The sequence below is a fragment of the Pseudoselenomonas ruminantium genome, assembly GCF_900142515.1.
In the GTDB taxonomy this organism is placed as follows: Bacteria; Bacillota; Negativicutes; order Selenomonadales; family Selenomonadaceae; genus Selenomonas_A; species Selenomonas_A ruminantium_D.
Map to the genome: position 1 here is coordinate 14,282 of NZ_FRBC01000004.1, position 24,397 is coordinate 38,678.

Consider the following 24,397-nt stretch of genomic DNA (forward strand, 5'->3'; position numbering starts at 1 on the left):
CAGCTATGATTCCACTACGTTTCCGACTCTATTTCCAACACCAAAAGAAGATTTTGCTGGGCCTTTGGGGCTGGCAGCTGGCAGCCGTCATGCTCTACACTGCCGCCATGAATGCCCTGTCCTGGTGCGTGGATGCTGTCTTTCTGGAACAAAAAACTTTAATACAAGCAGCACCGGTTTTACTGGTGCTGCTTTTCTTGCTCATTTTCTGGGAAATCACCCGCTACCTGCAAAAACAGGCCCAGCACAGAGCCTCTCTGCACATCCGTCACAAACTGCGGCAAAAGCTTCACCGCCAGCTGCTTGCTGCCCCCCAAACGGCTGCCCATAGTCCCCGTCTATTGACCTTGGCCTGTGAAAATACAGAAGCTGTGGACGACGATTGGCAGGTCATCATTCCCGCCCTGATTTCCCTGCTGACCATCATCCCTTTCCTACTACTTGTCTTTGCCTGCAGCGACATCATCACCGCCGCCATATGCCTGGCAACCATCCCCATTGCCCCCTTCTTGCTCTATCTGCTCAGCAGCCTGACCCAAAACCGCAGTACCCGTGCCTGGGAAAATTTAGCCCAGCTCACACAGGGATTCCATGAACTGCTCCGCGCCCTGCCCTTGCTGAAGATCTTCCAACAGGACAAAGCCCAGCGCCTGACTGCGCAAAAACTGCTCCACGATTTTTCCACGGCCACCCTCAAAGTTTTGGAATTAGCTTTTTTAGCCAGCTTTGTGCTGGAACTCATCACCACCCTGGCCATTGCCCTGATTGCCGTGACCATCGGTCTGCGGCTGCTGCATGGGGAACTCACCTTCCAAACCGGCTTCTTTATCCTGTTGCTGCTGCCAGAATTCTACCAACCCCTGCGCCAGAGCGGCATCGCCTTCCATGCAGCCATGAACGGCAACACCGCCGCCGCCCGCATCGAGCAGGCTTTGACCGCAGCTTCATGCCCTTCCCCGCAAGGTCATCACGAATCCCTACGCATTCCGCCCGCCATAACAATACAGGACCTTCAATTCACCTATCCTCAGCGGCATACTCCCGCCCTGAATCATCTTTCCTTGCATTTCCCGGCAGGCAGAATCACCCTGCTCACGGGCAGCAGCGGCTGCGGCAAAAGCACCTTGCTGACCTTGCTGTCAGGAATCTATCCTCCTGACAGCGGGCAGATTCTCCTGAAAGACCAGCCTCTGCCTACCATGCACCCGGACAGCAGGGCAAAACTGATTGGCTGGCTCCCCCAGGAACCGCATCTCTATCAGGGGACACTGGCACAAAACCTGCTGCTCTTCCAAAATGCCCCGGATGAACGCTGCCTGCAGGCCCTGCGGCTAACTCAATTGGAAGATTTTTATACCAGCCTGCCTGACGGTCTCGACACACTGTTGGGCGATGGCGGGCAAAAACTTTCCCAGGGACAGCTGAAGCGTCTGGGACTGGCCCGGCTCATCCTGCAAAACAATCCCATCCTGCTGTTGGACGAGCCCACCACTGGTCTGGATGAAGAAACAGAACAACGCGTCATCCGAACCATTTCCGTACTGGCTAAACGACGCACCGTGATCATCAGCAGCCATCATCCCGCTTTGCAGGAAATTGCCGACAAAATCATCAACCTTAACGATTATCTGCCAAAGGAGGGCGACTGATGCTAAGAGAAATCTTCACCATACTGCGCCCCTTTGAAATCTGCCTATTACTGACGCTCAGCCTTGGGGCCATGCTCACGAATTTAGGGCTGTTGGGCGCCGCCGCCTGGCTGATCAGCTCTGCCGCCCTGATGCCCCCCCTCTATGCCCTGACCTTAGGCATAACCGCCGTGCGGGCATTGGGCATTGGCCGGGCAGTCCTGCGCTATGGCGAACGCTATTTCACCCATGCAAAAGCCTTTGCGTTGGTGGAAAAGCTGCGCCTGCATCTCTACGACACTGCCAGCCATCTGGCCAGCACGCCCAAGAACAGAGCCAAACAGGGCACCATGCTGAATGCCCTGCTCACCAATGGCAATATCGTACAGGATTTCCTGCTGCGTGGACTGCTCCCGCCAGCCGTCCTGTTCCTGGGAGTGGTACTTCTGCTGCTCTGCCTTTACCCTGTCCTGAACATTGCGGCTCTGCTGCTCCCGTTTCTCTATCTGCTCCACCTGATGCCGCTATGCTTCCCTATGAATAAAAAAAATCGCCATAGTCAGGCCTACCGCAATCAATTGCTGGATTTTGCCCAGGGTTCCCAAGAACTCCTTATGGCCAGTAGCCTTTCCCCAGCCTGCGCCAAACTTGACCAGTCAGCGCTGAACTGGCAAAAAAAGCTTCTGCAAAGTGAAAGACAACAGGACCAGATTGATTTGCTTTTGGGTATCGTACGCCTGCTGGTCTTCGTCAGTCTCTTTGCCCTGCTGATTGATGATGTCCGGCAGGATATGCTCGATGGCATCGGCTTATCCCTATGGGTATTGATTCTGTTGGCCTTCTTCAACGAGCTACCCCAACTCCCCCATGCCGTCCGTCACTTTCAGGAAGCCCGCCTGGCCGCCCATTCCTTGCAGCGGCCATCCACAGGGAAAGAAGCCACCTCTGACGAAAAAGCCGCTTTGCTGACCGTCAAAAATCTTTCCTTCCATTACCCGCATGGCGCAGATATCTTCCATCAGCTGAATTTCTCACTTACTCCCGGTCAGCACTTGGCCATTATCGGTGACAGCGGCAGCGGCAAAACCACACTGGCTTACCTGCTGGCCGGCCTCTGGCAGCCTACGGGCGGCGCCATCAGCTACTGTCCGACTGACTCCGCCCCCATCTGCGCTATCCCGCAGGGCAGTTATCTCTTCAGCCAGTCCATCCGCGAAAATTTCCTGCGCCTGCACCCTGCCATCTGCGAAAATGACATCCTAACAGCTCTGCAAGCTGCCCAATTGACCAACCTCATAAAAAAACTCCCCCAGGGAATCGATACCCCCCTAGGGGAAAATGCCTATTTTCTCTCAGGTGGCGAACGCAACCGCCTGATCACAGCCCTGATTCTGGCCAGTCCCGCCCCCATCCTGCTCTTTGACGAACCCACCGCAGGCCTTGACCTGGCAACTGCCCAAAAAGTCCTGGACAATATAATTGACCGGTCAAATCTGACCGGTCAAACCGCAATCGTGATTACCCATGACCTGCCACAGCTGCATAGATTCTCACAAATCATGAAAATGCCTTAACGCCTATTGATCACTAAGAAATCATACAATCTTCCCGGCCTGGAATTCTGCCAGAATCTCCTTCTTGGCAATCTTGCCCGTAGAGGTACGGGGCAGTTTTTCCATGATATGGAACTCCCGCGGAATCTTATAGAGCGCCAGATTGTTTTGCAGGTAGTGTTTGAGTTCCCGAATGTTGACGGATGCTCCTGGATGAACGCTATAGAAACAGGCACCAGCCTGGCCGCGAAGCTTGTCTTCAATACCGATGACAGCTGCCTCATGAACCCCCGGGAACTGATAGATGACCTCTTCGACTTCGCGCGGGTAGACATTCTCGCCCATGCTGATGATCATATCCTTGATGCGGTCGACGATATAGATATAGCCGTCTTCATCGGCTCTGGCCACATCACCCGTATGGAACCAGCCGCCCCGCATGGCATCATAGGTCACATCCGGAAGGTTCCAATAGCCCAGCATCACATTCTCACCTTTTACGACAAGCTCGCCTAATTCGCCACGAGGAACCTCTTCGCCTTGGTCATTGACAAGCTTCCATTGCAAATCTGGCACCACCGGCCCACAGGAACCCACTTTTGTCTTTCCCAGAGGCGTCATCGTGACAATCGGCGATGTTTCTGAAAGGCCATAGGCCTCGCTGATATCCAGGCCAAACTTCTCCGTGAAGTCCTGCTGGATTTTCAGTGGCAAGGTCGTGCCGGCACTGACCACCAGCCGCACCGACTTCATATCCTCAGGCGTACCAAGCTTGGTCAGCAGGCTGCAGATAGACGGAACCAGATAGAGGTCTGTGACACCTTCCTCACGGATCGTGCTGATTGTCGTCCGCGGCGTGAAGGAATCGAGGATGACAATGGCCGCACCAACACTGAGCGTATAAAATACTGCACAGGTCAGTCCATAGCAATGGTACATCGGCAGGACGCAAAGCGCCTTGTGCCCGGGCTTGCAGCCCATATAGGCGATCTGCCCTACATTGAACAGCAGATTGTGATGGGAAATCACCGCGCCCTTGGGATTTCCTGTAGTGCCTGATGTGTAGATGATCTGGCAGGGATTGTCCGCACTGAAGAACTCGGACAGCTCTGGTGCTTCTTCAATGCCTGGCTTAGCCTTGCCAATGGAACGGATATCATACTGCACCACTCTGAGCTGGCAGCGCAGCTGCGCCAAAGCATCTACCAGGTTCAACGGCTGGTAGGTCAGCAACAGCTGGATGCCGGCATCCTTGATGATATAGGCAATCTCGCGATTGCTGAGCTGGAAATTCAAGGGAACAGCGATTGCCCCCAGAGAAGTGATGCCCATATAGGCAAAGATGAACTCAGCACTGTTGCGCGTGAAGATGCCAACACGGTCCCCCTGATGGACACCGCTGGCAGCCAGACGGTCACGGCAGGCTTTTACCGCCAGCTGCAGCTCTTTATACGTAAAACGACGTTCATGATCCACAATCGCTAAATCATCCGGTGCGCCCCGGTAAATCAAATCATGAATAAGCATTTTATCACTCTTTTCTTTTTGACAAAAATTAGTACCTGTTACTAATTTTATACCAGGTACTAAAAAATGTCAAAGGAAAAATTTAAACGGGCTATGCCTAAATGATCCCTCACTTACGCACAGCCCGCGTCATCATATCAAAATTTTACTATGACAATTGCTGGATAAAAGCCAGTGACTTCAGCGGCCTGCCCAACAGATTCTGCAGATAGGTCAGGAACAGCTGCTCTGCCTGCATCAGCAAGCTGCCGGTCACTTTGAGTTCCTGCGGATTTTCCCAATTGTAATCTCTGAGCGCCAGGATAAAGCGGCGCAATTCATCCGCCAAAGGCTGCGCCCCTGGCTGGCGGCAGTCTTCGCAAAGAACGCCACCCGCAGTCATGCTGAATAAAGCATCATCGCGCATCGCCGCACCGCAATGGACACAATGCTCGAAATGCAGCTGCATGCCAGTGAATTCAAGCAGCTGGATTACGGCCATCAATGCCGTCACCCGAGGGTTGCGCACCTCGAAGGAATCGAGGATATATAAAAGCCGGGCAAACATCTGCGGCTCAGCCTGTCCTAGCGGCAAAAATTCTCGCAGGAATTCGGCCACGAAGCTGCCGTAAGCCATGACTTCCAAGTCCTCAGTGAGTTTCTTATAATGACGCTTCAAGGTGCACTGGCGTACCGTGTCCAGCCGCTTGCCCTCGGAAAGCTGCACTTCAATGCTGGAAAACATCTGCATGCCAGCGGCCAGCGGGCTGCGGGGACGACGGCAGCCAAAAGCCGCGGCCTCTATCAGGCCGCGGTCTGCAGTGAAAAGCGTCACCATCTTATCCGCTTCGCCCCAGTTTTTGGACCCCAGGACTACAGCGGCAGTTTGGTAGCTTCCCATTATTTTTTCTCCTCTGGTTTCACATCACTGATGCGCTGGGGCATGACCGCCCCCGCCGTCAGCATATACTGCAGGGCCGATTCACTGCTGATATCGAGATAGGTCACATCGCTCTTTTTGACAAAGAGGTTCGTACCGGAGGTCATATTAAGGCTCCATGGCACGAAAACGCAGACATAATCATCCCCGAGCTTGTCCTTCAAAGTCTGGGGCACATCGGCCATGATAAAGCCCAAGGCCTGGGACTGATGGAAAGGCACCAGCACCACATGGTCAAACATATTATTGGACTCAAACACCGCCGTAGACAAATGCTTGACGCTGTTATAGATGAACTTGACCACGGGAATCTTGCCCAGCAGGGTTTCCCCGATATAGATCAAGCGGCGGGCCGCCCAATAGGTTGAAGCCCAGCCTGTCAGATAAATCACCAGTAGCAGGGTAATCAGTCCCATACCCGGAAAATAGAACGGGAGGTGCTTGCCCAGCACCCCTTCCGTAAAGTTCAGCGTTTCCAGCACCACAAAGACCGTGATAGCCAAAGGCACGAGAATAATCAGGCCGTTGATAAAACGGCGGGAAATCCGCTTTGAGCAACTTTCCTTCATCGCTCGTCACCAAATCCGAAATTGCGCAGAATGCCATCGCGGTCGCGCCAGTCCTTCTTGACCTTTACCCAAAGGTCAAGAAAGACCTTGGAGCCTAAGAGGTTCTGGATATCCGTGCGGGCCAGGGCGCCGATTTCCTTGAGCATGGCACCTTTGGCACCAATCACAATGCCCTTCTGCGAGTCACGCTCTACATAGATGGTGGCCCGGATATAAACATCATCATTGGGACGGGTGGTCATCTCATCCACATCCACAGCAATGGCATGGGGAATCTCGTCGCGGGTAAGCTGCAGGGCCTTCTCACGGATGAGTTCGGCTACGATCAGGCGCTCTGGCTGGTCGGTGACCATATCCTCCGGATAATACTGCGGCCCTTCCGGCAAATATTTCTTGGCTTCCGTCAACAGGCTGTCGAGATTCATTTCCTCTTTGGCCGAAATGGGCACCACACCAGCAAACTCATATTTGGATGTGTAGTTGGAAATGATGGGCAAAGCCTGTTCCCGATCGATCAGATCCAGCTTATTGACGACGAGGATAACTGGACGTTTCGTTGCCTGCAGGCGCTCCAGGATATAATGCTCACCAGGCCCCATCTTTTCCGTAGCATCCACCACAAAGAAGATGGCATCCACTTCACGCAGGGTGCCCTCAGCAGCCTTGACCATATACTCGCCCAGTTTATGCTTGGGCTTATGGATGCCCGGCGTATCGAGAAAGACAATCTGCGCATCGGGCTGTGTCAGGATACACAGGATACGGTTGCGCGTGGTCTGGGGTTTGTCGCTCATAATTGCGATCTTCTGCCCAATCAGGGTGTTGATCAGTGTGGACTTGCCCACATTCGGTCGGCCAATAACGGCGATAAAGCCGGATTTCATCTTCTGCTCCATATATGCCTCTTTCCTAAATCTCTTATCTTTCAATCTCTGCTGATGCCCAATTTATCCATAACAAAGCGTTGTTCCGCTTCCATCTCTTCACGTTCCTCATCTTCCATATGGTCATAGCCCAGAAGATGCAGCATGCCGTGCACGGTCAGGAAAGCAACTTCCCGACGCACGCTATGACCGTAATCGGCAGCCTGTTCTTCGGCCCGTTCCAGGGAGATGATCAGATCGCCCAAAACATTCACTTCGCTGCCGCCCACTACTTCCGGCTCCTCGCTCTCATTGAACGCAAAGGAAATCACGTCCGTGGGGCGGTCAACGCCGCGATATTCCCGATTGATCACATGAATGTGTTCGTTATCGGTCAGCGTCACGCTGACTTCGCTGTTTTCCACTCCATAAAGCTTGCCTACCGTTTCGATGGCCGTACGGATATTTGCGATATATTCTTCCGGAACCTGTAACTCTTCCGGTTCGTTGCTGATGATGATTTCCATGTTACTTTTCCTGTCTCGCCTTTTCTTTCTCTTTTTCGGCCTTGCGCTTCTCTTCATAAGCACCGTAAGCCTCGATAATGCGGGTGACGACTTCATGACGGATCACGTCCAGAGGTGCCAGCCGCACAATCCCTACGCCCTTGACATTTTCCAGCACCTTAGCCGCTTCCCTGAGGCCTGACGTTACCCCTCGTGGCAGATCTACCTGTCCCAGATCACCCGTAACCACCATACGGGAACCAAAGCCCAGACGCGTCAGGAACATCTTCATCTGCTTGTCCGTGGTGTTCTGTGCCTCATCGAGGATGATGAAGGCATCTTCCAAGGTACGGCCGCGCATATAAGCCAGCGGCGCAATCTCGATAAAACCCTTGGCCATGAATTTCGTATAGGTGTCCTGCCCCAAAATATCCTGCAGGGCATCATAAAGCGGGCGCAGATAGGGATCTACCTTGTCCTGCAGATCTCCGGGCAAAAAGCCCAGGCGTTCCCCGGCTTCTACGGCCGGACGCGTCAGGATGATCTTGCGCACCTCGCGGTTACGCAGCGCCGCTACAGCCATCACCACGGCCAGATAGGTCTTGCCGGTACCAGCCGGACCGATGCCGAAGGTGATGGAATTGTGGCGGATGGTATCCAGATACCGCCGCTGCCCTAAAGTCTTCGGGCGCACATGACGGCCCCGGGCCGTAACGAGGATGGTATCACCGAACAGGGTATGCAATGCTTCGCCTTTGCCGCCCTTTACGAGTCCAATACCATAACGCACCTCGTGCATGGTGATGGTAGTTCCCTGCCGATAAAGATAGAGAAGCTCCTCCAGCACCTTGGCCGCCATCTCCACCTGAGCACCTTCCCCGAGGATTTCCACCTGAGTACCCCGGCTGATGAACTGGCAGTCAAACTCACTGCGGAACACCTGTAAAAATTCATCGCCTTCACCCAAAAGAGCGAAGGCTTCATGATTGTCCTGAAAAATAATTTTCCGTTCTAATGCCTGCTGCAAAAAATCTGTTCACCTCTAGCATATTAGCAAATCAATCTGCGATATATTTCGCATTGTACTTTTCAATCATCTTTTCCGGCTTGTAGGATTCCTTGGCCTTACGCAGGCCCTCCTGCCCCATATCTTCCTCCCGGTTGATATAGGTCATGCCGCTCCATTCGTGCTCGATAAATCCCTGGTTAATGGCCGGATACGCCCCGCGGATATTGGGATCGGCTTTTTCTACATGCACCACCACCGAGTCACTGTTGAGCTGTTCCCCGAAAGTAAAGGCGATAATCTTACCGTTCAGGCAGATTGCTCCCCCCTTGAGCTGAAAATAATCCCAATCCTCGAAAAGTTCCAGAATCGCATCCCGCTCCCAAGGGATAAAGACAGACTCAGGCATGGCCTCGATATGATCCGCATACCACTTCTCCAGCTCTGCTCTGCAGGCAGGCAGGATCTCTGGCGTGATTTCCTGATACTCAGCCTCAGGATAGAGTTTCCGGAACGCATTCAGGTGATTCTTCTTGGAATGCAATTTACGCCCGGACAGGGTAATGAGCTTATCCGCCAGATAGACATAGTCGAAATTATCCCGATCAGCCTGAATGTCAAATTTCCCGGCGTACTTTTCAGCCAGGAAACCGGCAAAGGCTTTCTCAATCCCGGTAAAGTACAGCACCGTATCCTGCTCCGCAAAATAACTGCGCAGGACCTCCACGGCCTCTTCCCAACGGGACGGATCGCAAACGGGCTGCAGCGCATAGAGCACCCCTTCCCACTCACAGGTCAGATAAAGGATGCCCTCCTGTTCTGCATGTTTTACATGATAGGGCTTGCGCCACATAAAGAGATTGGTGAAATTGAAATGAGAGTTCTCATAATACCCACTGCGATAATATTTATCGAGAAGATCTTTATCTTGTTTCGTTAGTTCTTTAAAATTAATGATATTCAGCCTCCTATTGAAAAAAGCTCTCTATCATCAATTATAACGCCATTGTTCGAATTTTGTCGATAGACAAAACTCCCCATCTGCGTTTCCATGAGACAAAGAGCGTTCCTTGTCTCATTATAGCTGACCTGTCAACACTTGGCCGTGACCCTGGTCACGCAAGCTTCTTCTGGCCGCATGTTTCCTCGGCTGCTACCACCACTTCTTCAAGGGAGCCGCCATTGGCCGCTACCACAGCCGCCCGCATGGTGCCTTCCAAAAGCGGACAATCCGCCATGCGCACGGCATCGTCCTTGAGGTTTTCCAGCACCAGTTCCGTGGTCATGATGGCGCTGCCCATATCCATGATCACTACTGCACCATCACGGCCGCAGACCAGTTCCACAGCCTCGCTGATTTTCTCATAGCTCGTACCCATGATGCCGTCTTCGAGGCCTCCTGCCACGGCAATCTGCACATTATGGGCCATCATCTCGGCCATTTCCTTGATACCTTCGGCAATCTTCACATTATGGGATACCACAACAATCCCTACCAAAATGAATACCTCCTTCAATAGGTAAATGCGGTCAGCTATAAATAGACCGACCGCACACCTGTTATATTATTGTTGAATCCAAGATCTTAGCTGTAATAAGCTACGCCAGCCTCAAAGAGCTGCTGGTCTTTCTGCCCCGGCACATTGCGAGCAATATCCTGTCCGATACGCTCGGAATGTCCCATTTTCCCAAGTACCCGGCCATCGGGGCTCGTGATGCCCTCCACAGCGCTGACGGAACCATTGGGGTTATGGGGAATGAACAAGGAAGGATTCCCCTGCTCGTCCACATACTGGGTGGCAATCTGACCGCGCACCCGCATGCCTGCCAGGACTTCCTTATCGGCAACAAAGCGTCCTTCACCATGGGAAACTGCAATGGTATGGATATCCCCCACATTGACATTATTGAACCACGGGGAGAGATTGGATACCACTTTGGTCTTGACCATGCAGGAAACATGCCGACCTATGTTATTATACGTCAAAGTTGGCGAACTGTCTACCAAATCACGAATTTCTCCGTATGGAACAAGTCCCAGTTTGATTAAAGCCTGGAAACCATTACAGATACCCAACATCAAACCATCGCGTTTGAACAACAGTTTATGGACTTCTTCCTTGATACGGGGATTGCGGAACATGGCCGCAATGAACTTGCCGGAACCATCCGGTTCGTCACCACCGCTGAAACCGCCGGGCAGCATGATGATATTGGCTTCTTTGATGCCCTTGACGATTGCTTCTACGGATTCCTCGACAGCACGCGGCGTAAGATTGCGCACCACCAGTGTTTCCGCCTCAGCACCAGCCCGCTGCCATGCCCGGGCAGAATCGTATTCACAGTTAGTACCCGGGAATACAGGGATAAATACCCTCGGCTTAGCGATCTTGATCTGATTCCGGATAGCATTGCCCTTGCTATAGGTCATATCAATAGCCTTGTCCTTGCTATACTGTTTCACCTGCGTCGGGAAAATCTTCTCCAGCGGTTTGGTATAGGCCGTTTCGATATCGGCCAGCATAACTACTGTATCATCGCAGACAACACTTGGCCCATTGGTAGTTTCACCGATTTCCTGACAGCCAGCCTGATGCAGAAGCTCTGCCAGTTTTTCCGACCCCGGTACTTCCAACAGCAATGCACCATAATCCGGCGTAAAGAGCTTGCTCTTATTCATGGATTTGGTGAACTTGAAGCCGACACCATTGCCCAGCACCATCTTGGAAACAGCTGCTGCGATACCACCCACGCCGATACTCTGAGCAGCAAATACGCGGTGTTTTTCTATGAGATCCGTGACCAGGGACCAATTTGCACGCATCTTGGGGAAGTCCGGCAGATCCTGTGCGTCCTTCAGTGCCGGAACCAGATACACCTTGTTGCCGGGATATTTGAATTCCGGCGATACAGCATCGTCCGCCTTGAGCACGTCCACGGCAAAAGCAGCCAGCGTCGGCGGTACATGGATGTCTTCAAAGGTGCCGGACATGGAATCCTTGCCGCCAATAGCCGGAATCTCCAGTTCATGCTGAGCCCAAAGCGCACCCAAAAGTGCCGCAAAGGGCTTGCCCCATTTTACTTCGTCCTTACCCAGGCTTTCAAAATATTCCTGGAAAGTCAGACGGATCTTGTCGGCGCGGCCGCCCAAAGCCACCATCTTGGCCGCCGCTTCAACGACAGCATAGAGAGCGCCATGGAACGGGCTCCATTCCGTAAGCGCCGGATTGAGACCGAAAGTCATGGCCGTAGCCGTATTGGTCTCCGCACCTTCCACGGGCAGTTTTGCCACCATACCTTCTGCCGGCGTCAACTGACGCTTGCCGCCGAAGGGCATCAGAACCGTATTGCCGCCAATGGTGGAGTCAAAACGCTCTGCCAGGCCTTTCTGGCTACAGACATTGAGATCCTGCAGATTTTTAAGCCAGAGTTCTTCCAGACCAGCTTTCTTTTCCTGCAGTGCCTTGGGGATCTCGCGCAGATAACGCTGTTTTTCGTCGGGACAGGTGATCCTGGCCTTCACATGCTGGCGCACACCGTTAGTATCAAGGAATTTGCGGTTCATCTGCACGATGGCCTTGCCCCGCCATTTCATGATGAGACGCGGTTCCTGCGTGATTTCGGCCACCTTGGTCGCTTCCAGATTTTCTGCATCGGCCAAACGGGCAAAACGTTCCAGATGTTCCGGGCGGATGACAACAGCCATGCGTTCCTGAGACTCCGAGATAGCCAGTTCCGTACCGTCAAGGCCCTTGTACTTTTTCTTGACCGCATCGAGGTTGATCGTGAGGCCCGGTGCCAATTCACCAATAGCTACAGCCACACCGCCCGCGCCAAAGTCATTGCAGCGCTTGATCATGCGGCTGACTTCCGGATTGCGGAACAGGCGCTGAATCTTGCGTTCCGTCGGCGGATTGCCCTTCTGCACTTCTGCGCCGCAGGAGGTCAGGGATTCTTCCGTGTGCTCCTTGGAGGACCCCGTAGCACCACCACAACCATCACGGCCCGTACGACCACCTACCAGCACGACGATATCGCCAGCCAGTGGACGTTCACGCACGACATTCTCCTTCGGAGCAGCCGCGATGACGGCACCGATTTCCATGCGCTTGGCCATATAGCCTTCATGATAGACTTCCCGAACCTGACCGGTAGCCAGGCCAATCTGATTACCATAGGCAGAATAACCAGCAGCAGCGCCCAAAGTAATCTTCTTCTGGGGTAGCTTGCCCGGCAGGGTATCCTTCAAGAGACGGCGGGGATCTGCGGCACCGGTCACGCGCATGGCCTGATAGACATAGGAACGGCCGGACAGCGGGTCACGGATGGCGCCACCCAGACAGGTTGCCGCACCACCGAATGGCTCGATTTCCGTCGGATGGTTATGGGTTTCATTCTTGAACATCACAAGCCATTCCTCTGGCTTGCCGTCAATATCAGCTTCCACCACGATGCTGCAGGCATTGATCTCCTCGGATTTGTCGAGGTCCTCTAGTTTGCCCTGACGGCGCAGCGCCTTCATGCCGATAACGGCAATATCCATCAGCGTCACATCGCGCTCCTCACCAATGTAGAGCATCTCACGATAGTTCAGATATTTTGCATAAGCCTTGGACAGGCTCGGGCTGTAGTAACCTTCATCAATATGCACATCATCCACCGCCGTGGTAAAGGTCGTATGGCGACAATGGTCAGACCAATAAGTATCAATAACGCGAAGTTCCGTGATCGTCGGCGGACGCTTTTCCGTATCCCGGAAGTAGATCTGGCAGAAAGCCATATCGGCAAGGCTCATAGCAAAACCATGCTGGCGCCAAAAGTCCTGCAAACCTTCAGCATCCAGTTCGTTGAAGGTTTCCAGCACTTCAACATCAGCAGGTTCTTCATATTCACTATGCAGGGAAGCGGGTTTGGCAAGGCTGGCTTCCCGGCTCTCCACCTTATTGATGCAATATTCCTTGATTTTCCCAAAGGTTTCCATATCGATATCGCCCACGATGACGATAACCTTAGCCACCCGGATTTCCGGGCGCTCTTTCTGGGTAATCAGCTGCACGCACTGCGCGGCCGAATCCGCTGTCTGATCATACTGTCCCGGCAGGAATTCCACAGCAAACATCCGGGAATTGGTGAACTTGGGCAGCTTTTCCTCATAGACAACATCCACCGGCGGTTCGGAGAAAACAACATTTTTCACAGCAGCATATTCCTCATCGCTGAGGCCCTCAATGTCGTAGCGCTTGATGATGCGCACGGCCTTCAGCTCATCGAGGCGGAAGGTCTCCCTGAGGTCATCGCACAGCTGCTGGGCGGGAATATCGAAATATCCCTGTCGTTTTTCTACGAAAATTCTTCTAACAGTCATGAACTTTCTTTTCCTCCAGACAATAATAGATTAGTACATAAAGCTTCGTCACTGTTCCATTATAATTCACTCATATAGCTTGTCTGTATTTCCTGAATCATAATCTCACAGTTCCATATAGACAAACAGGCATAGAGACACCTATCGAAATAGTGTCCCTATGCCTGTATATCACAAACTATCAATGGCTACTTTCACGACCACTTTGGTCACCCGGCAAGACTCCTCGCCTACGGAAGCCTGCGGGCGGTGCACGTCCTCGGGATAGAGCACGGCAAAACACCCCGGCGAGAGCACGATGCTGCTATCGGGAACCAATGCTTTATAGAACGTCACATCCCGCTCCTCATCATAGGGAGCGTCTTCTTCCAGATCCGGGCTTAACGGGCACCAGCCCATAAACTCTTCACCATCAACCATAAACTGGATATCCACGAATTTCCTGTGAGTCTCCGGCTTGCAATCCGTTTCCGGACGGGTATTATAGCGTTGCAGATTGGCAAAGCACTTATCGCCCTCGATGGGATACTTGCCATCTTCCATCTTGGTGAAATCGTGTTCACGCAAAAACGCCAATGCCTTTTGAATAATCGCCGGATAATCTACATGATTTTCATCCAGCGTATCCATACTGCCGATAATCATTTTCTAACCCACTCCCTGCTCACATAGTGATTCATAAACTCTTCCATAACCATTTTACCTAAAACGCCTGTTTTTGACAAGTGCACAAAACCAGAGAATTCATCATTTTTCTTGAATAAAATGATTTTGAACTCTCATCATAACGCCATGCAATAATTCGGTCTCCGACATTTCATCAGCCATATACCAATGGATATAGGGCATCTTCCGGTACCAGGTCAGCTGGCGCTTAGCAAAATGGCGAGTGCTTTTCTGAATCAGGTCTACAGCCTCTTCCCGGCTCATTTCCCCGTTCAGCCAGGCAGCGGTTTCCTTGTAGCCAATGCCCTGCATAGCCTGCATGTCCCGGGTGACGCCTCCCGCCAACAGTTTGCGCACTTCCTCTTCCAGTCCAGCGGCAAACATCAGTTCCACCCGCTGATTGATGCGCGCATAAAGCCCCTGCCGTTCCCGATTGAGCCCGATGACACAGGCATCATAGCAAAGGGACTCCGCATCATTCTCCTGGCTGGCCTTAGTCTTGGAAATCTGCTCTCCGCCGAAATGAGCCACTTCCAAAGCCCGGATTACCCGGCGCAGATTATTGGCATGGATTCCAGCCGCCGCCTGCGGGTCAGCCTTTGCCAACAGACCATGTACGTAATCCCGGCCTTTTTCTTCCGCCAGAGCCGTCATTTCCTGCCGGAATCCGCTATGGTCGGCAGTCTCATTGAACTCATAGCCCTCCAGCAAAGCCTTGATATACAGGCCCGTACCGCCGGCGATAATAGGAATCCTGCCCTGACGGTTCAAGTCGGTAATGACCGCTTGCGCTTCCCGCACGAAATCCGTCACATTGAAATTCTCCCAAGGTTCCAGATTGTCCACCAGATGATGGGCAATACCCTGCCGTTCAGCCACTGTGGGCTTGGCTGAGCCGATATCAAAGCCCTTATAGAAGAGCATGGAATCCCCGGAAATGATCTCCGTATCCAGTTCTTTGGCCAGTTCAATAGACAAATCTGTCTTGCCCACCGCCGTAGGCCCCAAAATAACGATTAATCTTTCTTTTTCCTGCATCTTCACATTTCCAGCGTGGCCCCGGGTTCTACGATATGAACCTCTGCCCGGGTCATCGCCTCTGTAATCTCCTTGTAATGGCGCACATCCTGATTGATGATGGGCCAGGTATTGTAATGGACGGGAATCACATGGCGGGCATTCAGAAGCTGCGCCGCCATAGCCGCATCTTCAAGTCCCATGGTGTAATTATCCCCCACAGGCAGGATGGCGTAATCCAGATCATCCTTCTTGCCAATGATCTGCATATCCGAGAACAGCGCCGTATCTCCGGCAAAATAAATCTTCAGGCCACCTATGTAGATGACATAACCGCAGGCAATACCGCCGGACACACCACTGCTATGCTGTGCCAACGTCATGCGCACCTTGCCGAAGGGCAGGTGCAGTGAACCTCCAAGGTTCATAGGATGCTGCTTGAGCCCCGGCACCCGTTCCTCACATACCCCCAGGACCTCTGGTATCCCCACCAGACCGGCTCCCGTGCGAGCAGCGATTTCCGGTGCATCCCCCAGATGATCGCCATGGGCATGGGTGATCAGGATAAAATCCGCATCCACATCCTCAGCCTTGACCGTGGCCTTGGGATTCCCCGTCAAAAACGGATCGCAGAGCACCTTGTACTTGCCATCATCCAGCAGGAAACAAGCATGACCATAATAAGTAAAACGAACCATCGCTAAAACTCCCCTCTGCACAATTTGCCTGTAAACAATCTTCATGTTATGCTATACGTATCATTATACCATAAATCCGAGGTAATGTTTATGACCAACTCTAAACGCTTTCTAAAGCTTCCCCAGGTTTGTATCTATGGAGAAAATTATGGCCGTTCCCCCTGGTTGTTGATTACCGGTGGGCGAGCACCTTCCCCTGACTGGCTGAAAAGCCTGCCTCCTGTAGAAGAGATTTTTGCAGCCGACCACGGCCTTGATACTTGCAAAGCCTGTCAGATCAACCCCACCTATATTTTAGGTGATGGTGACAGTGCTGCTCCAGACACCTGGAATTGGGGCAAAACACTCGGCGTACCTATGGAAGAATTTCCTGTTGCCAAAGATTACACAGACACCCAGCTTGCCCTGCAAAAAATGATAAAAGCACCGGTCATTATCATAACCGGTGCCTTCGGTGGGCGCCTCGATCATCTTTATAGCACGATGTTTTCCTGCAGCCAGCAAACAGTTCCCTGTGTCCTTTGCGACGAACAGGAAATCCTATGTATTGTCCGGGATGGCGAAAGTGTCCGCTTTGACTTCCAGCAACATCCTCAGGCCATATCCCTGTTGCCTGTCACTGAAAGCTGCACTGGCGTATCCTTGGACAATGTGCGCTGGCCGCTGAAAAAGGCCCGCCTGAAACAGGAAATGCCCAACGCCATCAGCAACGAACTGTTGCCAGGGCAGGAATCCCTGACGCTTTCCGTTGACCAGGGCACATTGGCCATTTATTTCCATTATCCTTCTGACTGCACAGGAGCTGTCTGAAATGAATACACTTTGTTACTATCAAAACCTTATAAAAAAATTGACAAAACAGCAAGACTTGACCAACGAAGAATTTACAGCCCTGCTGACCTGCGAAGATCGTGCTGTCACAGATTTCCTGACCCAGCGTGCCCGGGCTGTACGAGAAAAACACTACGGCAAGGACGTGTATATCCGTGGCCTGATCGAATTCACCAATCACTGCCGCAACAACTGCTACTACTGCGGCATTCGCCGGGGCAATGATAAAGCTCAACGTTACCGCCTGACCAGGGAAGAGATCCTTTCCTGTTGTGAACAAGGTTACCAGCTCGGTTTTCGCACATTCGTCCTGCAAGGAGGAGAAGATGCTTACTTCACCGATAAACGTCTGTCTGAACTGGTCTTTGCCATCAAGAATCGCTTTCCTGACTGTGCGATAACATTATCCATTGGCGAGCGCGAAAAAGAGAGCTACGAAGCATTCTTTGCAGCAGGTGCAGAACGCTTCCTATTGCGCCATGAAACCGCCGACCAAGCGCATTACCAAAGCCTGCATCCAGCAGAAATGTCCTTTGACCACCGGATGCAATGCCTGAATGATTTGCGTACGATCGGCTATCAGGTTGGCTGTGGCATGATGATTGGTTCTCCGGGGCAGACGCCTGAACATCTGCTGAAAGACCTGCGCTTCTTGCAGGACTTCCAACCGGAAATGGTGGGCATTGGCCCCTTTATCCCTCAGCACGACACACCCTTAGCCAAATATCCCGCGGGCACCGCAACTTTAACCGTACGGCTGCTGGCTATCATCCGCCTGTTATTGCCCAAAGTCCTGCTTCCTGCCACCACTGCTTTAGGAACCATCGATTCTCTGGGGCGCCAAAAAGGACTGCTGGCCGGAGCTAATGTACTCATGCCCAATCTCTCCCCCACCAACGTCCGGAAGAAATATGCTCTGTACGACAATAAGATATGCACAGGTGAGGAAGCCGCTGAGTGTATCCGCTGTCTTACCAGACAAGTGGATTCTACCGGTTATCACATCACCATCAATCGGGGAGATTCTATCGTATTTATGGAAAGGAAAAAATAAACTATGGAAATCCTACGCTATATCGTCAACATCCTCTGCTTTCTGGCCTTGTTCATCACCCTGGAGGTAGTTTGGACTAATGTGAAGAACCATTGGCAGAATAAGAACCTATTAAGCTGTGCTGAATACATAATCGGCGGTATAACCGTGCTGCTGGTGTTAATCGCCATCAGTGATGCTGCTAACAGTATGCTGCTTTGAGTTTACTCTATTGGCCACCACCACAAACGGTGCATAAATAAGGATATCGATTAGCAGCCACACCAATTGCAGGATGCCTCCAGCCAGGCTTCCCGTGCTGATCACACCGCCGGCAAAAAGCGGCATTGTCCACGGCACCACATATTTAAAGATAGGCACCAGTCCCATCGACATAGCCAGCCACCCTACGATTGTATTGACCAAGGGAGCCAGGATATACGGAACCAACAACAGCGGATTCAGCATGATGGGCAAGCCAAAGAGCAACGGTTCCTGAATATTGAACAACATAGCAGGAAGGCTGATCTTGGCCACGGCCCGCCAGCTTTCCCGTTGAGAAAAAAGCAGTATGGCAAACAAAAAACCTAAGACATGCAGCAAACCAGCTTCAAAGAAGCCATTCGAGATAATATAGCTGCCCTCTCCTGTCTGATTAGCCAATTGAGCCGGCACATACACCATATTCTGAATAGCTGCCGTTACATGATGTCCGTGTATTCCCATCCACCACAAAAGCCATGTAAGCCCTTGGAACAGCAACGAAAAGCCTAATCCCTGAGACACCCCCATAAGTGGTGCCTGGAGCAGTGCATAAATCAACTCATTCAACGAGCTTGTCCCCATAAAATCCATCTGCTGCAAAAAGAGTGCAAATAACGCAAAACACCACATGGTAATCAGCACCGGCAACAGCACGGCAAAAGATTTGGCCACAGTCTGTGGCACGGAAGGAGGCATGGAGATAACAAGTTTTTTGTTTTTCGACAGGCAAATAAAGGTCTTGGCCGCTGACGTTGCCACAATGATGGCAGACAGCATTCCGCGGTTGCCAAAGTATTGCAAGTCAAAACCAGGCACGCCGCCCACCGTCTGCGGCGTAATGATGACAAATGCCCCCAAGGCTGTCAAAGCCGTTATAAATGGCGGGCCACCCCAAATCAGCCCCAGACGATAGGCCAGCGAAACCACCATCAACAGGGATAAGAGTCCAAATCCAACTGTGACTACCATATTGCACATGCCTTGAACCACTTGCAAGGAACGAACAAAATCACAGTTTTTATAATCAGGGCTATCCTGCTCCAATCCCGTAATGACGGCCCCCATATTCAGCCCCCGCGCGCCCATAACAGTCCCCCAGGGATCTAACAGCACCCACTCTACTACCCCAAAAAAGGAGGCTACAAAGATAAAAGGCAACAGTATGGCAAAAGAGTCCCGCATAGCCTGCAGATAACTGAATTCAGATATGCGCTTCGCCCAGGGCATCATAAATTCGGCAAAAAAAGAAATCACACTATTCATTGTCTACCTCCCTTGATTGTCTCGTTTCTAGTATAATGCACAAAACGAAAAATGGCAAAAAGAAGCCACCAAGGATGGCTTGCACCATTCTCACCCTTGGTGGCTTTCCTTATACCCAGCTGTCAGGTTTCCCGCCTCATTCCAGTACAGCCGTAAAGAACTTTATCTTTTCTGTGGTGTTCAGGAAATGGGTAGGCTTGATCTGGTCAGGGGCAGTCTTCTGCCTGAACCGCTGTACATCACGATAGAGCAGATGGCTTTCCGCGGCCAGATAGCTGACCTCACAGGGCAACAGCCCTTTTTTTCTTGCGGCGGCATAAACCTGGTTGGCTTCGCATAGTCTTTTGTCTATGTCCGGAGCCAGATTTTTCGTTTTATCATCAGTCTCCAGCATGAGTTGCAGTCTGGAACTGCCATCAGTATCCTGCAGGCAATAGGAATAATCCAACAGAGCCACACCGTCTGCCTCAGCAGCGGCAGCGATGGCCTGATAGATCTCCTGCTCCCAGAGGAGCCCATCCTCCAAGGTCAGTGTATCCGACAGCTGTCCAATATCGCTGAAGATAAGTTTACCATCCTCGCAGCTCTCCACCTTGATGACCATCTCTGTGGCATAGCGGTAAAGTCCGGCGCGGTTGGTAAGTATTATCTCATAGCTTTCCCCCGCCTGCAGTTCGCTGATAAAAAGAGGACGCTGCTCTGGCGTTGCCGTCAGCGGACGGAATTCGTAGAAATTTTCTCCAGTCAGCAGTTTGTAATTATCGCTTCCAGTCATGGATTTGCCGATAAGGGCCTCGGAAGTGGCAAACAGACCATTATCCTGCGGCAGGTCCCCTATGTATTTCGAGAGTGCTTTCGTATAGACGGCAAAGCTCCCGGTGCCGATAGCGACAATGCGCTTCAGCTTTGGCCAGACAAGCGCCGCTACGGGCTTGGCAAAGCCCTGCCCGAATATCGCGCGCAGCTCCCGGGCGCGCTCCGGCTCTGGGGTCAGCAGGCTTTGCAGGCTAGCCTGAAATTCCGCCGGCACATCCAGACTGAAGTTGATCTTTCCCTGTTCGATGTCGAGGCACAAATTCCATGATATCATCCCTTTCAAGTCAGCATTCTTACTGTGCAGGTACGAATCTAATTTAGATTATATCATATAACCAGCAGTTATTTCACGCAATTTCCGTCAATATTCAGAAAATAATCATAATAACCTGCCAGCTGTGGAAAAAAAAGTTCAATGCTCAATATGGGGTACAATAACTTTACCGATATACAGAAAAATGCAGTCCGATATAAGCGGACTGCATTTCTATTATGCGATTTACGCTCTTAGAGCTGCGGGCCTGCGGCAACGAGAGCCTGACCTGCTTCGTTGTTCTTCGTGTATTTGTCGAAGTTCTTGATGAAGCGCTGAGCGAGGTCTTTTGCCTTTTCTTCCCATTCAGCCGGGTTAGCATAAGTATCCTTCGGATCGAGGATGTTGGTGTCAACGCCCTCAAGTTCCGTCGGTACTTCGAGATTGAAGAACGGAATCTTCTTGGTCGGAGCCGTCTTGATGGCACCGCTATGGATAGCATCGATGATGCCACGAGTATCCTTGATGGAGATACGCTTGCCGGAGCCATTCCAGCCCGTATTCACGAGATATGCCTTCGTGCCGTTGGCTTCCATCTTCTTGACGAGTTCTTCTGCGTACTTCGTCGGATGGAGTTCGAGGAATGCCTGGCCGAAGCAAGCGGAGAAAGTCGGCGTCGGTTCGGTGATGCCGCGTTCCGTACCAGCCAGTTTAGCCGTGAAGCCGGAGAGGAAGTAATACTTCGTCTGTTCCGGAGTCAGGATGGAAACCGGGGGCAGTACGCCGAAAGCATCTGCGGACAGGAAGATAACGCTCTTGGCTGCCGGAGCTGCACTCTTATCGTTGACAAAGCCCTTGACGGTGCCTTTGATGTGGTCGATAGGATAGGATACACGGGTGTTTTCCGTGATGGTCTTATCCGCAAAATCGATATTGCCCTTGTCATCGAGGGTTACGTTCTCAAGCAGAGCGTTACGCTTGATGGCGCCATAGATGTCCGGTTCGGATTCCATGTCGAGGTTGATGACCTTAGCATAGCAGCCGCCTTCGAAATTGAAGACACCTTCATCATCCCAGCCGTGTTCGTCATCGCCAATCAGCAGGCGTTTCGGGTCAGTGGACAGCGTGGTCTTACCCGTGCCGGAGAGGCCGAAGAAGATAGCCGTGTTCTGGCCCTGTTTGTCCGTATTGGCGGAGCAGTGCATAGCAGCAATGCCCTTGAGCGGCAGGAAGTAGTTCATCATGGAGAACATGCCCTTCTTCATCTCACCGCCGTACCAGGTGTTGATGATGACCTGCTCACGGCTCGTGAGGTTGAATACTACTGCCGTCTCGGAATGGAGACCCAGTTCCTGATAGTTTTCTACCTTAGCCTTGGAAGCGTTGTAGACAACGAAATCCGGCTTGAAGCTTGCCAGCTCTTCTTCCGTCGGCTGGATGAACATATTGGTTACGAAATGTGCCTGCCAGGCAACTTCCACGATGAAGCGGACAGCCATGCGGGTATCCTTGTTGGCACCGCAGAAAGCATCGACAACGTAGAGCTTCTTGTTGGAGAGTTCCTTCTTGGCAATCTCTTTCAGAGCATTCCAGGTTTCCGGCGTAGCTCTGTGGTTGTCGTTGTGATAGTCTTCAGAATCCCACCAAACGGTGTCGTGGGAAGTCTCATCATCCACGATGAATTTATCTTTAGGCGAACGGCCAGTGAAAATACCGGTCTTTACATTGACAGCGCCCAGTTCGGAAACCTGGCCCTGTTCATAACCCGTTAAGCCTTCTTTAGTCTCTTCTTCAAAAAGCGTCTTGTAAGACGGATTGTGGAGAATTTCAGTCGTACCAGTGATGCCATATTGGCTAAGATCGATGTTTGCCATTTTACATTCAACCTCTTTCGTAAAAAAGATACTTTTTCGCAGTTTGAGAAGCTTTTCACTTTTTGTTTCTCACCACGCTTATCATATTAACTTATTTTTCCATAAATGTCAACTATTTTCTGCTCTAATTCAAAAACTGTCATTTATCAAAATTGTTTGACATAAATTATAAAAGCAAAACAGAACACTCGATAATCGTTTATTGTTAGCAAGTGTTCTGCCTCTATAACTTTTATTTCGCGACAAATTTCAACACAGCATCTGCCATCTTGTCCTTGGCACATACGTCCTGATGGCGTACTTCTTTGGTCTTGAGAGCCGCCAGGCCGGCGGGAATCGGCTGTTCATTGACTTCCTGCAGCTTATCCAGCAGGTCGAATTCATCCAGCCCAGCGGTTTCCACCTGCAAGGCCTCCAGCACGCTGCCATTGAACTTATAGGGACTGGCCGTGGATACCACCACCATCACATGCTCGTCATGAGTGGCATGGCGATAGTTCTTCGCCACCTGATAAGCCACTGCCGTATGGGTATCCAGCACATACTTATGCTGTTCGTAGACCTGACGGATGCAGGCCTTGGTAGCATTATCGTCCACGAAATCCGCCCAGAAGAATTCCTTGATCTTGCCCCGGGTATCCTTATCCACTTCATAGCTGCCCTTCTTGGCCAGTTCTGCCATCCAGCCCGCTACCTGCTCCTTATTGCCCGTGACATGATAGAGCAGACGTTCCAGATTGCTGGAAATCAGGATATCCATGGACGGCGTGATGGTCTTATAGAAATCCCGATTGCGGTCATAACATCCCGTCTGCAGGAAGTCCGTCAGCACATTATTGGCATTGGAGGCGCAGACGAGCTTATGCACCGGCAGGCCCATCTGCTTGGCATAGAAGCCCGCCAGGATATTGCCGAAGTTGCCCGTGGGCACCGTGAAGTTGACTTCTTCCCCAGATGCAATCGTGCCTGCCTTGCGCAAATCCGCATAGGCACTGAAATAATAGACAATCTGCGGCACGAGACGGCCCCAGTTGATGGAGTTGGCCGAGGACAGCTTCACGTTTGCCTTGGCCAGTTCCTCGCCAAAAGCCTTGTCGCTGAAGATGACCTTGACGCCGCTCTGGGCATCGTCAAAATTGCCTTGCACGGCAGTCACATTGACATTGCTGCCTTCCTGCGTCAGCATCTGCAGCTGCTGAATCTGGCTGACACCGCCCTCAGGATAGAAGACCATGATGGAAATCTGGTCCACGTCCTTGAAGCCCTCCAGCGCAGCTTTGCCCGTGTCGCCGGAAGTCGCCACGAGAATCAGCACATCAGACTTTTCCCCGGTCTTCTTGAGTGCCGTGCTCATAAGCTGCGGAAGCAGCTGCAAAGCCATATCCTTGAAGGCACTCGTGGGGCCATGCCAGAGTTCCAGCACCTGCATCGTGCCCAAATCTGTCACGGGTGCCCGGTCCTCACAATCAAACTTACCCTGACCATAGGCATTATTGACACAGGTCTTTATTTCCTCAGCCGTATAATCCGTCAGGAACAGTCCCAGCACCTTGGCCGCCCGCTCCTCATAGGAAAGAGGCAGCAAATCTTCAATAAACGACTGGTCAACCTGCGGCAAACTGTCCGGCACGAACAGGCCGCCGTCTGTAGCCAGTCCTTTGATGATGGCTTCTGCCGAAGTAAGTTTCACATTTTCTCCCCGGGTACTGCTGTAATTCAATCAAACCGCCTCTTTCCTCTATATAA

Annotated in this window: 21 protein-coding genes; 5 read left to right on the plus strand and 16 right to left on the minus strand. The window is 51.8% G+C overall.

Annotated elements, in window-relative coordinates:
- Window positions 1-5: 5 nt before the first annotated feature.
- Window positions 6-1,649, plus strand: coding sequence for a thiol reductant ABC exporter subunit CydD (cydD, locus tag BUB68_RS02935; RefSeq protein ID WP_073088320.1), 1,644 nt, complete (start codon window positions 6-8; stop codon window positions 1,647-1,649).
- On the plus strand, window positions 1,649-3,202 hold the full coding sequence (locus tag BUB68_RS02940) for an amino acid ABC transporter ATP-binding/permease protein (RefSeq protein WP_073088321.1): 1,554 nt from the start codon (window positions 1,649-1,651) through the stop codon (window positions 3,200-3,202). The genes cydD and BUB68_RS02940 overlap by 1 nt, the downstream gene beginning before the upstream one ends.
- Before the next feature lie 21 nt (window positions 3,203-3,223).
- On the opposite strand, the gene BUB68_RS02945 is transcribed toward BUB68_RS02940, so the two are convergent.
- The 12 genes from BUB68_RS02945 to BUB68_RS03000 all read right to left on the minus strand — a co-directional run bounded on the left by BUB68_RS02945 (window position 3,224) and on the right by BUB68_RS03000 (window position 16,317).
- Window positions 3,224-4,708: a class I adenylate-forming enzyme family protein gene (locus BUB68_RS02945; protein ID WP_073088322.1), complete on the minus strand. Its 1,485-nt coding sequence runs from the start codon at window positions 4,706-4,708 to the stop codon at window positions 3,224-3,226.
- A 148-nt stretch (window positions 4,709-4,856) separates the two neighbouring features.
- Window positions 4,857-5,588 carry a DNA repair protein RecO gene (gene recO / locus BUB68_RS02950; protein WP_073088323.1) on the minus strand — a complete coding sequence of 244 codons (732 nt, stop codon included), beginning with the start codon at window positions 5,586-5,588 and terminating at the stop codon, window positions 4,857-4,859.
- Entirely contained in the window at window positions 5,588-6,196 is a 609-nt protein-coding gene (locus BUB68_RS02955) for a DUF502 domain-containing protein (RefSeq protein ID WP_073088324.1), read from the minus strand. The genes recO and BUB68_RS02955 overlap by 1 nt, the downstream gene beginning before the upstream one ends.
- Window positions 6,193-7,092, minus strand: coding sequence for a GTPase Era (gene era, locus BUB68_RS02960; protein WP_073088325.1), 900 nt, complete (start codon window positions 7,090-7,092; stop codon window positions 6,193-6,195). The genes BUB68_RS02955 and era overlap by 4 nt, the downstream gene beginning before the upstream one ends.
- Window positions 7,093-7,121: 29 nt before the next feature.
- Complete coding sequence (gene ybeY, locus BUB68_RS02965) at window positions 7,122-7,586, minus strand: rRNA maturation RNase YbeY (protein WP_073088326.1); 465 nt, start codon at window positions 7,584-7,586, stop codon at window positions 7,122-7,124.
- A 1-nt stretch (window position 7,587) separates the two neighbouring features.
- Window positions 7,588-8,592, minus strand: coding sequence for a PhoH family protein (locus BUB68_RS02970; protein WP_073088327.1), 1,005 nt, complete (start codon window positions 8,590-8,592; stop codon window positions 7,588-7,590).
- Between the two features lie 31 nt (window positions 8,593-8,623).
- The gene (locus tag BUB68_RS02975) at window positions 8,624-9,535 is read right to left on the minus strand and encodes a DUF2156 domain-containing protein (protein ID WP_073088328.1); all 912 of its coding nucleotides are present in this window, start codon (window positions 9,533-9,535) and stop codon (window positions 8,624-8,626) included.
- Between the two features lie 151 nt (window positions 9,536-9,686).
- A complete protein-coding gene (gene dhaM, locus BUB68_RS02980; protein ID WP_073088329.1) occupies window positions 9,687-10,070 on the minus strand; it encodes a dihydroxyacetone kinase phosphoryl donor subunit DhaM in 384 nt (127 codons plus the stop codon).
- Between the two features lie 86 nt (window positions 10,071-10,156).
- Window positions 10,157-13,936 carry a phosphoribosylformylglycinamidine synthase gene (locus tag BUB68_RS02985; RefSeq protein ID WP_073088330.1) on the minus strand — a complete coding sequence of 1,260 codons (3,780 nt, stop codon included), beginning with the start codon at window positions 13,934-13,936 and terminating at the stop codon, window positions 10,157-10,159.
- A gap of 171 nt (window positions 13,937-14,107) precedes the next feature.
- Window positions 14,108-14,581, minus strand: a complete 474-nt coding sequence (locus BUB68_RS02990) for a NanQ anomerase/TabA/YiaL family protein (protein WP_073088331.1) — start codon at window positions 14,579-14,581, stop codon at window positions 14,108-14,110.
- 102 nt (window positions 14,582-14,683) lie between these two features.
- Entirely contained in the window at window positions 14,684-15,640 is a 957-nt protein-coding gene (gene miaA / locus BUB68_RS02995) for a tRNA (adenosine(37)-N6)-dimethylallyltransferase MiaA (protein WP_073088332.1), read from the minus strand.
- 2 nt (window positions 15,641-15,642) lie between these two features.
- Window positions 15,643-16,317, minus strand: coding sequence for a metal-dependent hydrolase (locus BUB68_RS03000; protein WP_073088333.1), 675 nt, complete (start codon window positions 16,315-16,317; stop codon window positions 15,643-15,645).
- Between the two features lie 90 nt (window positions 16,318-16,407).
- Here BUB68_RS03000 and BUB68_RS03005 point away from each other — a divergent pair, with 90 nt between their 5' ends.
- Genes BUB68_RS03005 through BUB68_RS03015 form a run of 3 tightly spaced genes read left to right on the plus strand, consistent with a single transcriptional unit; the run spans window position 16,408 to window position 18,403 of the window.
- A complete protein-coding gene (locus BUB68_RS03005; RefSeq protein WP_178139453.1) occupies window positions 16,408-17,127 on the plus strand; it encodes a thiamine diphosphokinase in 720 nt (239 codons plus the stop codon).
- A 1-nt stretch (window position 17,128) separates the two neighbouring features.
- A complete protein-coding gene (gene hydE, locus BUB68_RS03010) occupies window positions 17,129-18,202 on the plus strand; it encodes a [FeFe] hydrogenase H-cluster radical SAM maturase HydE (RefSeq protein ID WP_073088335.1) in 1,074 nt (357 codons plus the stop codon).
- A gap of 3 nt (window positions 18,203-18,205) precedes the next feature.
- Window positions 18,206-18,403: a hypothetical protein gene (locus BUB68_RS03015; protein WP_073088336.1), complete on the plus strand. Its 198-nt coding sequence runs from the start codon at window positions 18,206-18,208 to the stop codon at window positions 18,401-18,403.
- Here BUB68_RS03015 and BUB68_RS03020 read toward each other — a convergent pair.
- The 4 genes from BUB68_RS03020 to thrC all read right to left on the minus strand — a co-directional run bounded on the left by BUB68_RS03020 (window position 18,362) and on the right by thrC (window position 24,371).
- Window positions 18,362-19,708: a PTS sugar transporter subunit IIC gene (locus tag BUB68_RS03020; RefSeq protein ID WP_073088337.1), complete on the minus strand. Its 1,347-nt coding sequence runs from the start codon at window positions 19,706-19,708 to the stop codon at window positions 18,362-18,364. The two genes, BUB68_RS03015 and BUB68_RS03020, sit on opposite strands and share 42 nt — an antisense overlap.
- A 136-nt stretch (window positions 19,709-19,844) precedes the next feature.
- A complete protein-coding gene (locus BUB68_RS03025; RefSeq protein WP_143188066.1) occupies window positions 19,845-20,798 on the minus strand; it encodes a GH3 family acyl-acid amido synthetase in 954 nt (317 codons plus the stop codon).
- A gap of 233 nt (window positions 20,799-21,031) precedes the next feature.
- Window positions 21,032-22,651, minus strand: coding sequence for a phosphoenolpyruvate carboxykinase (ATP) (gene pckA / locus BUB68_RS03030; RefSeq protein ID WP_073088339.1), 1,620 nt, complete (start codon window positions 22,649-22,651; stop codon window positions 21,032-21,034).
- A gap of 232 nt (window positions 22,652-22,883) precedes the next feature.
- A complete protein-coding gene (gene thrC, locus BUB68_RS03035) occupies window positions 22,884-24,371 on the minus strand; it encodes a threonine synthase (protein WP_073088340.1) in 1,488 nt (495 codons plus the stop codon).
- Window positions 24,372-24,397: the final 26 nt, after the last annotated feature.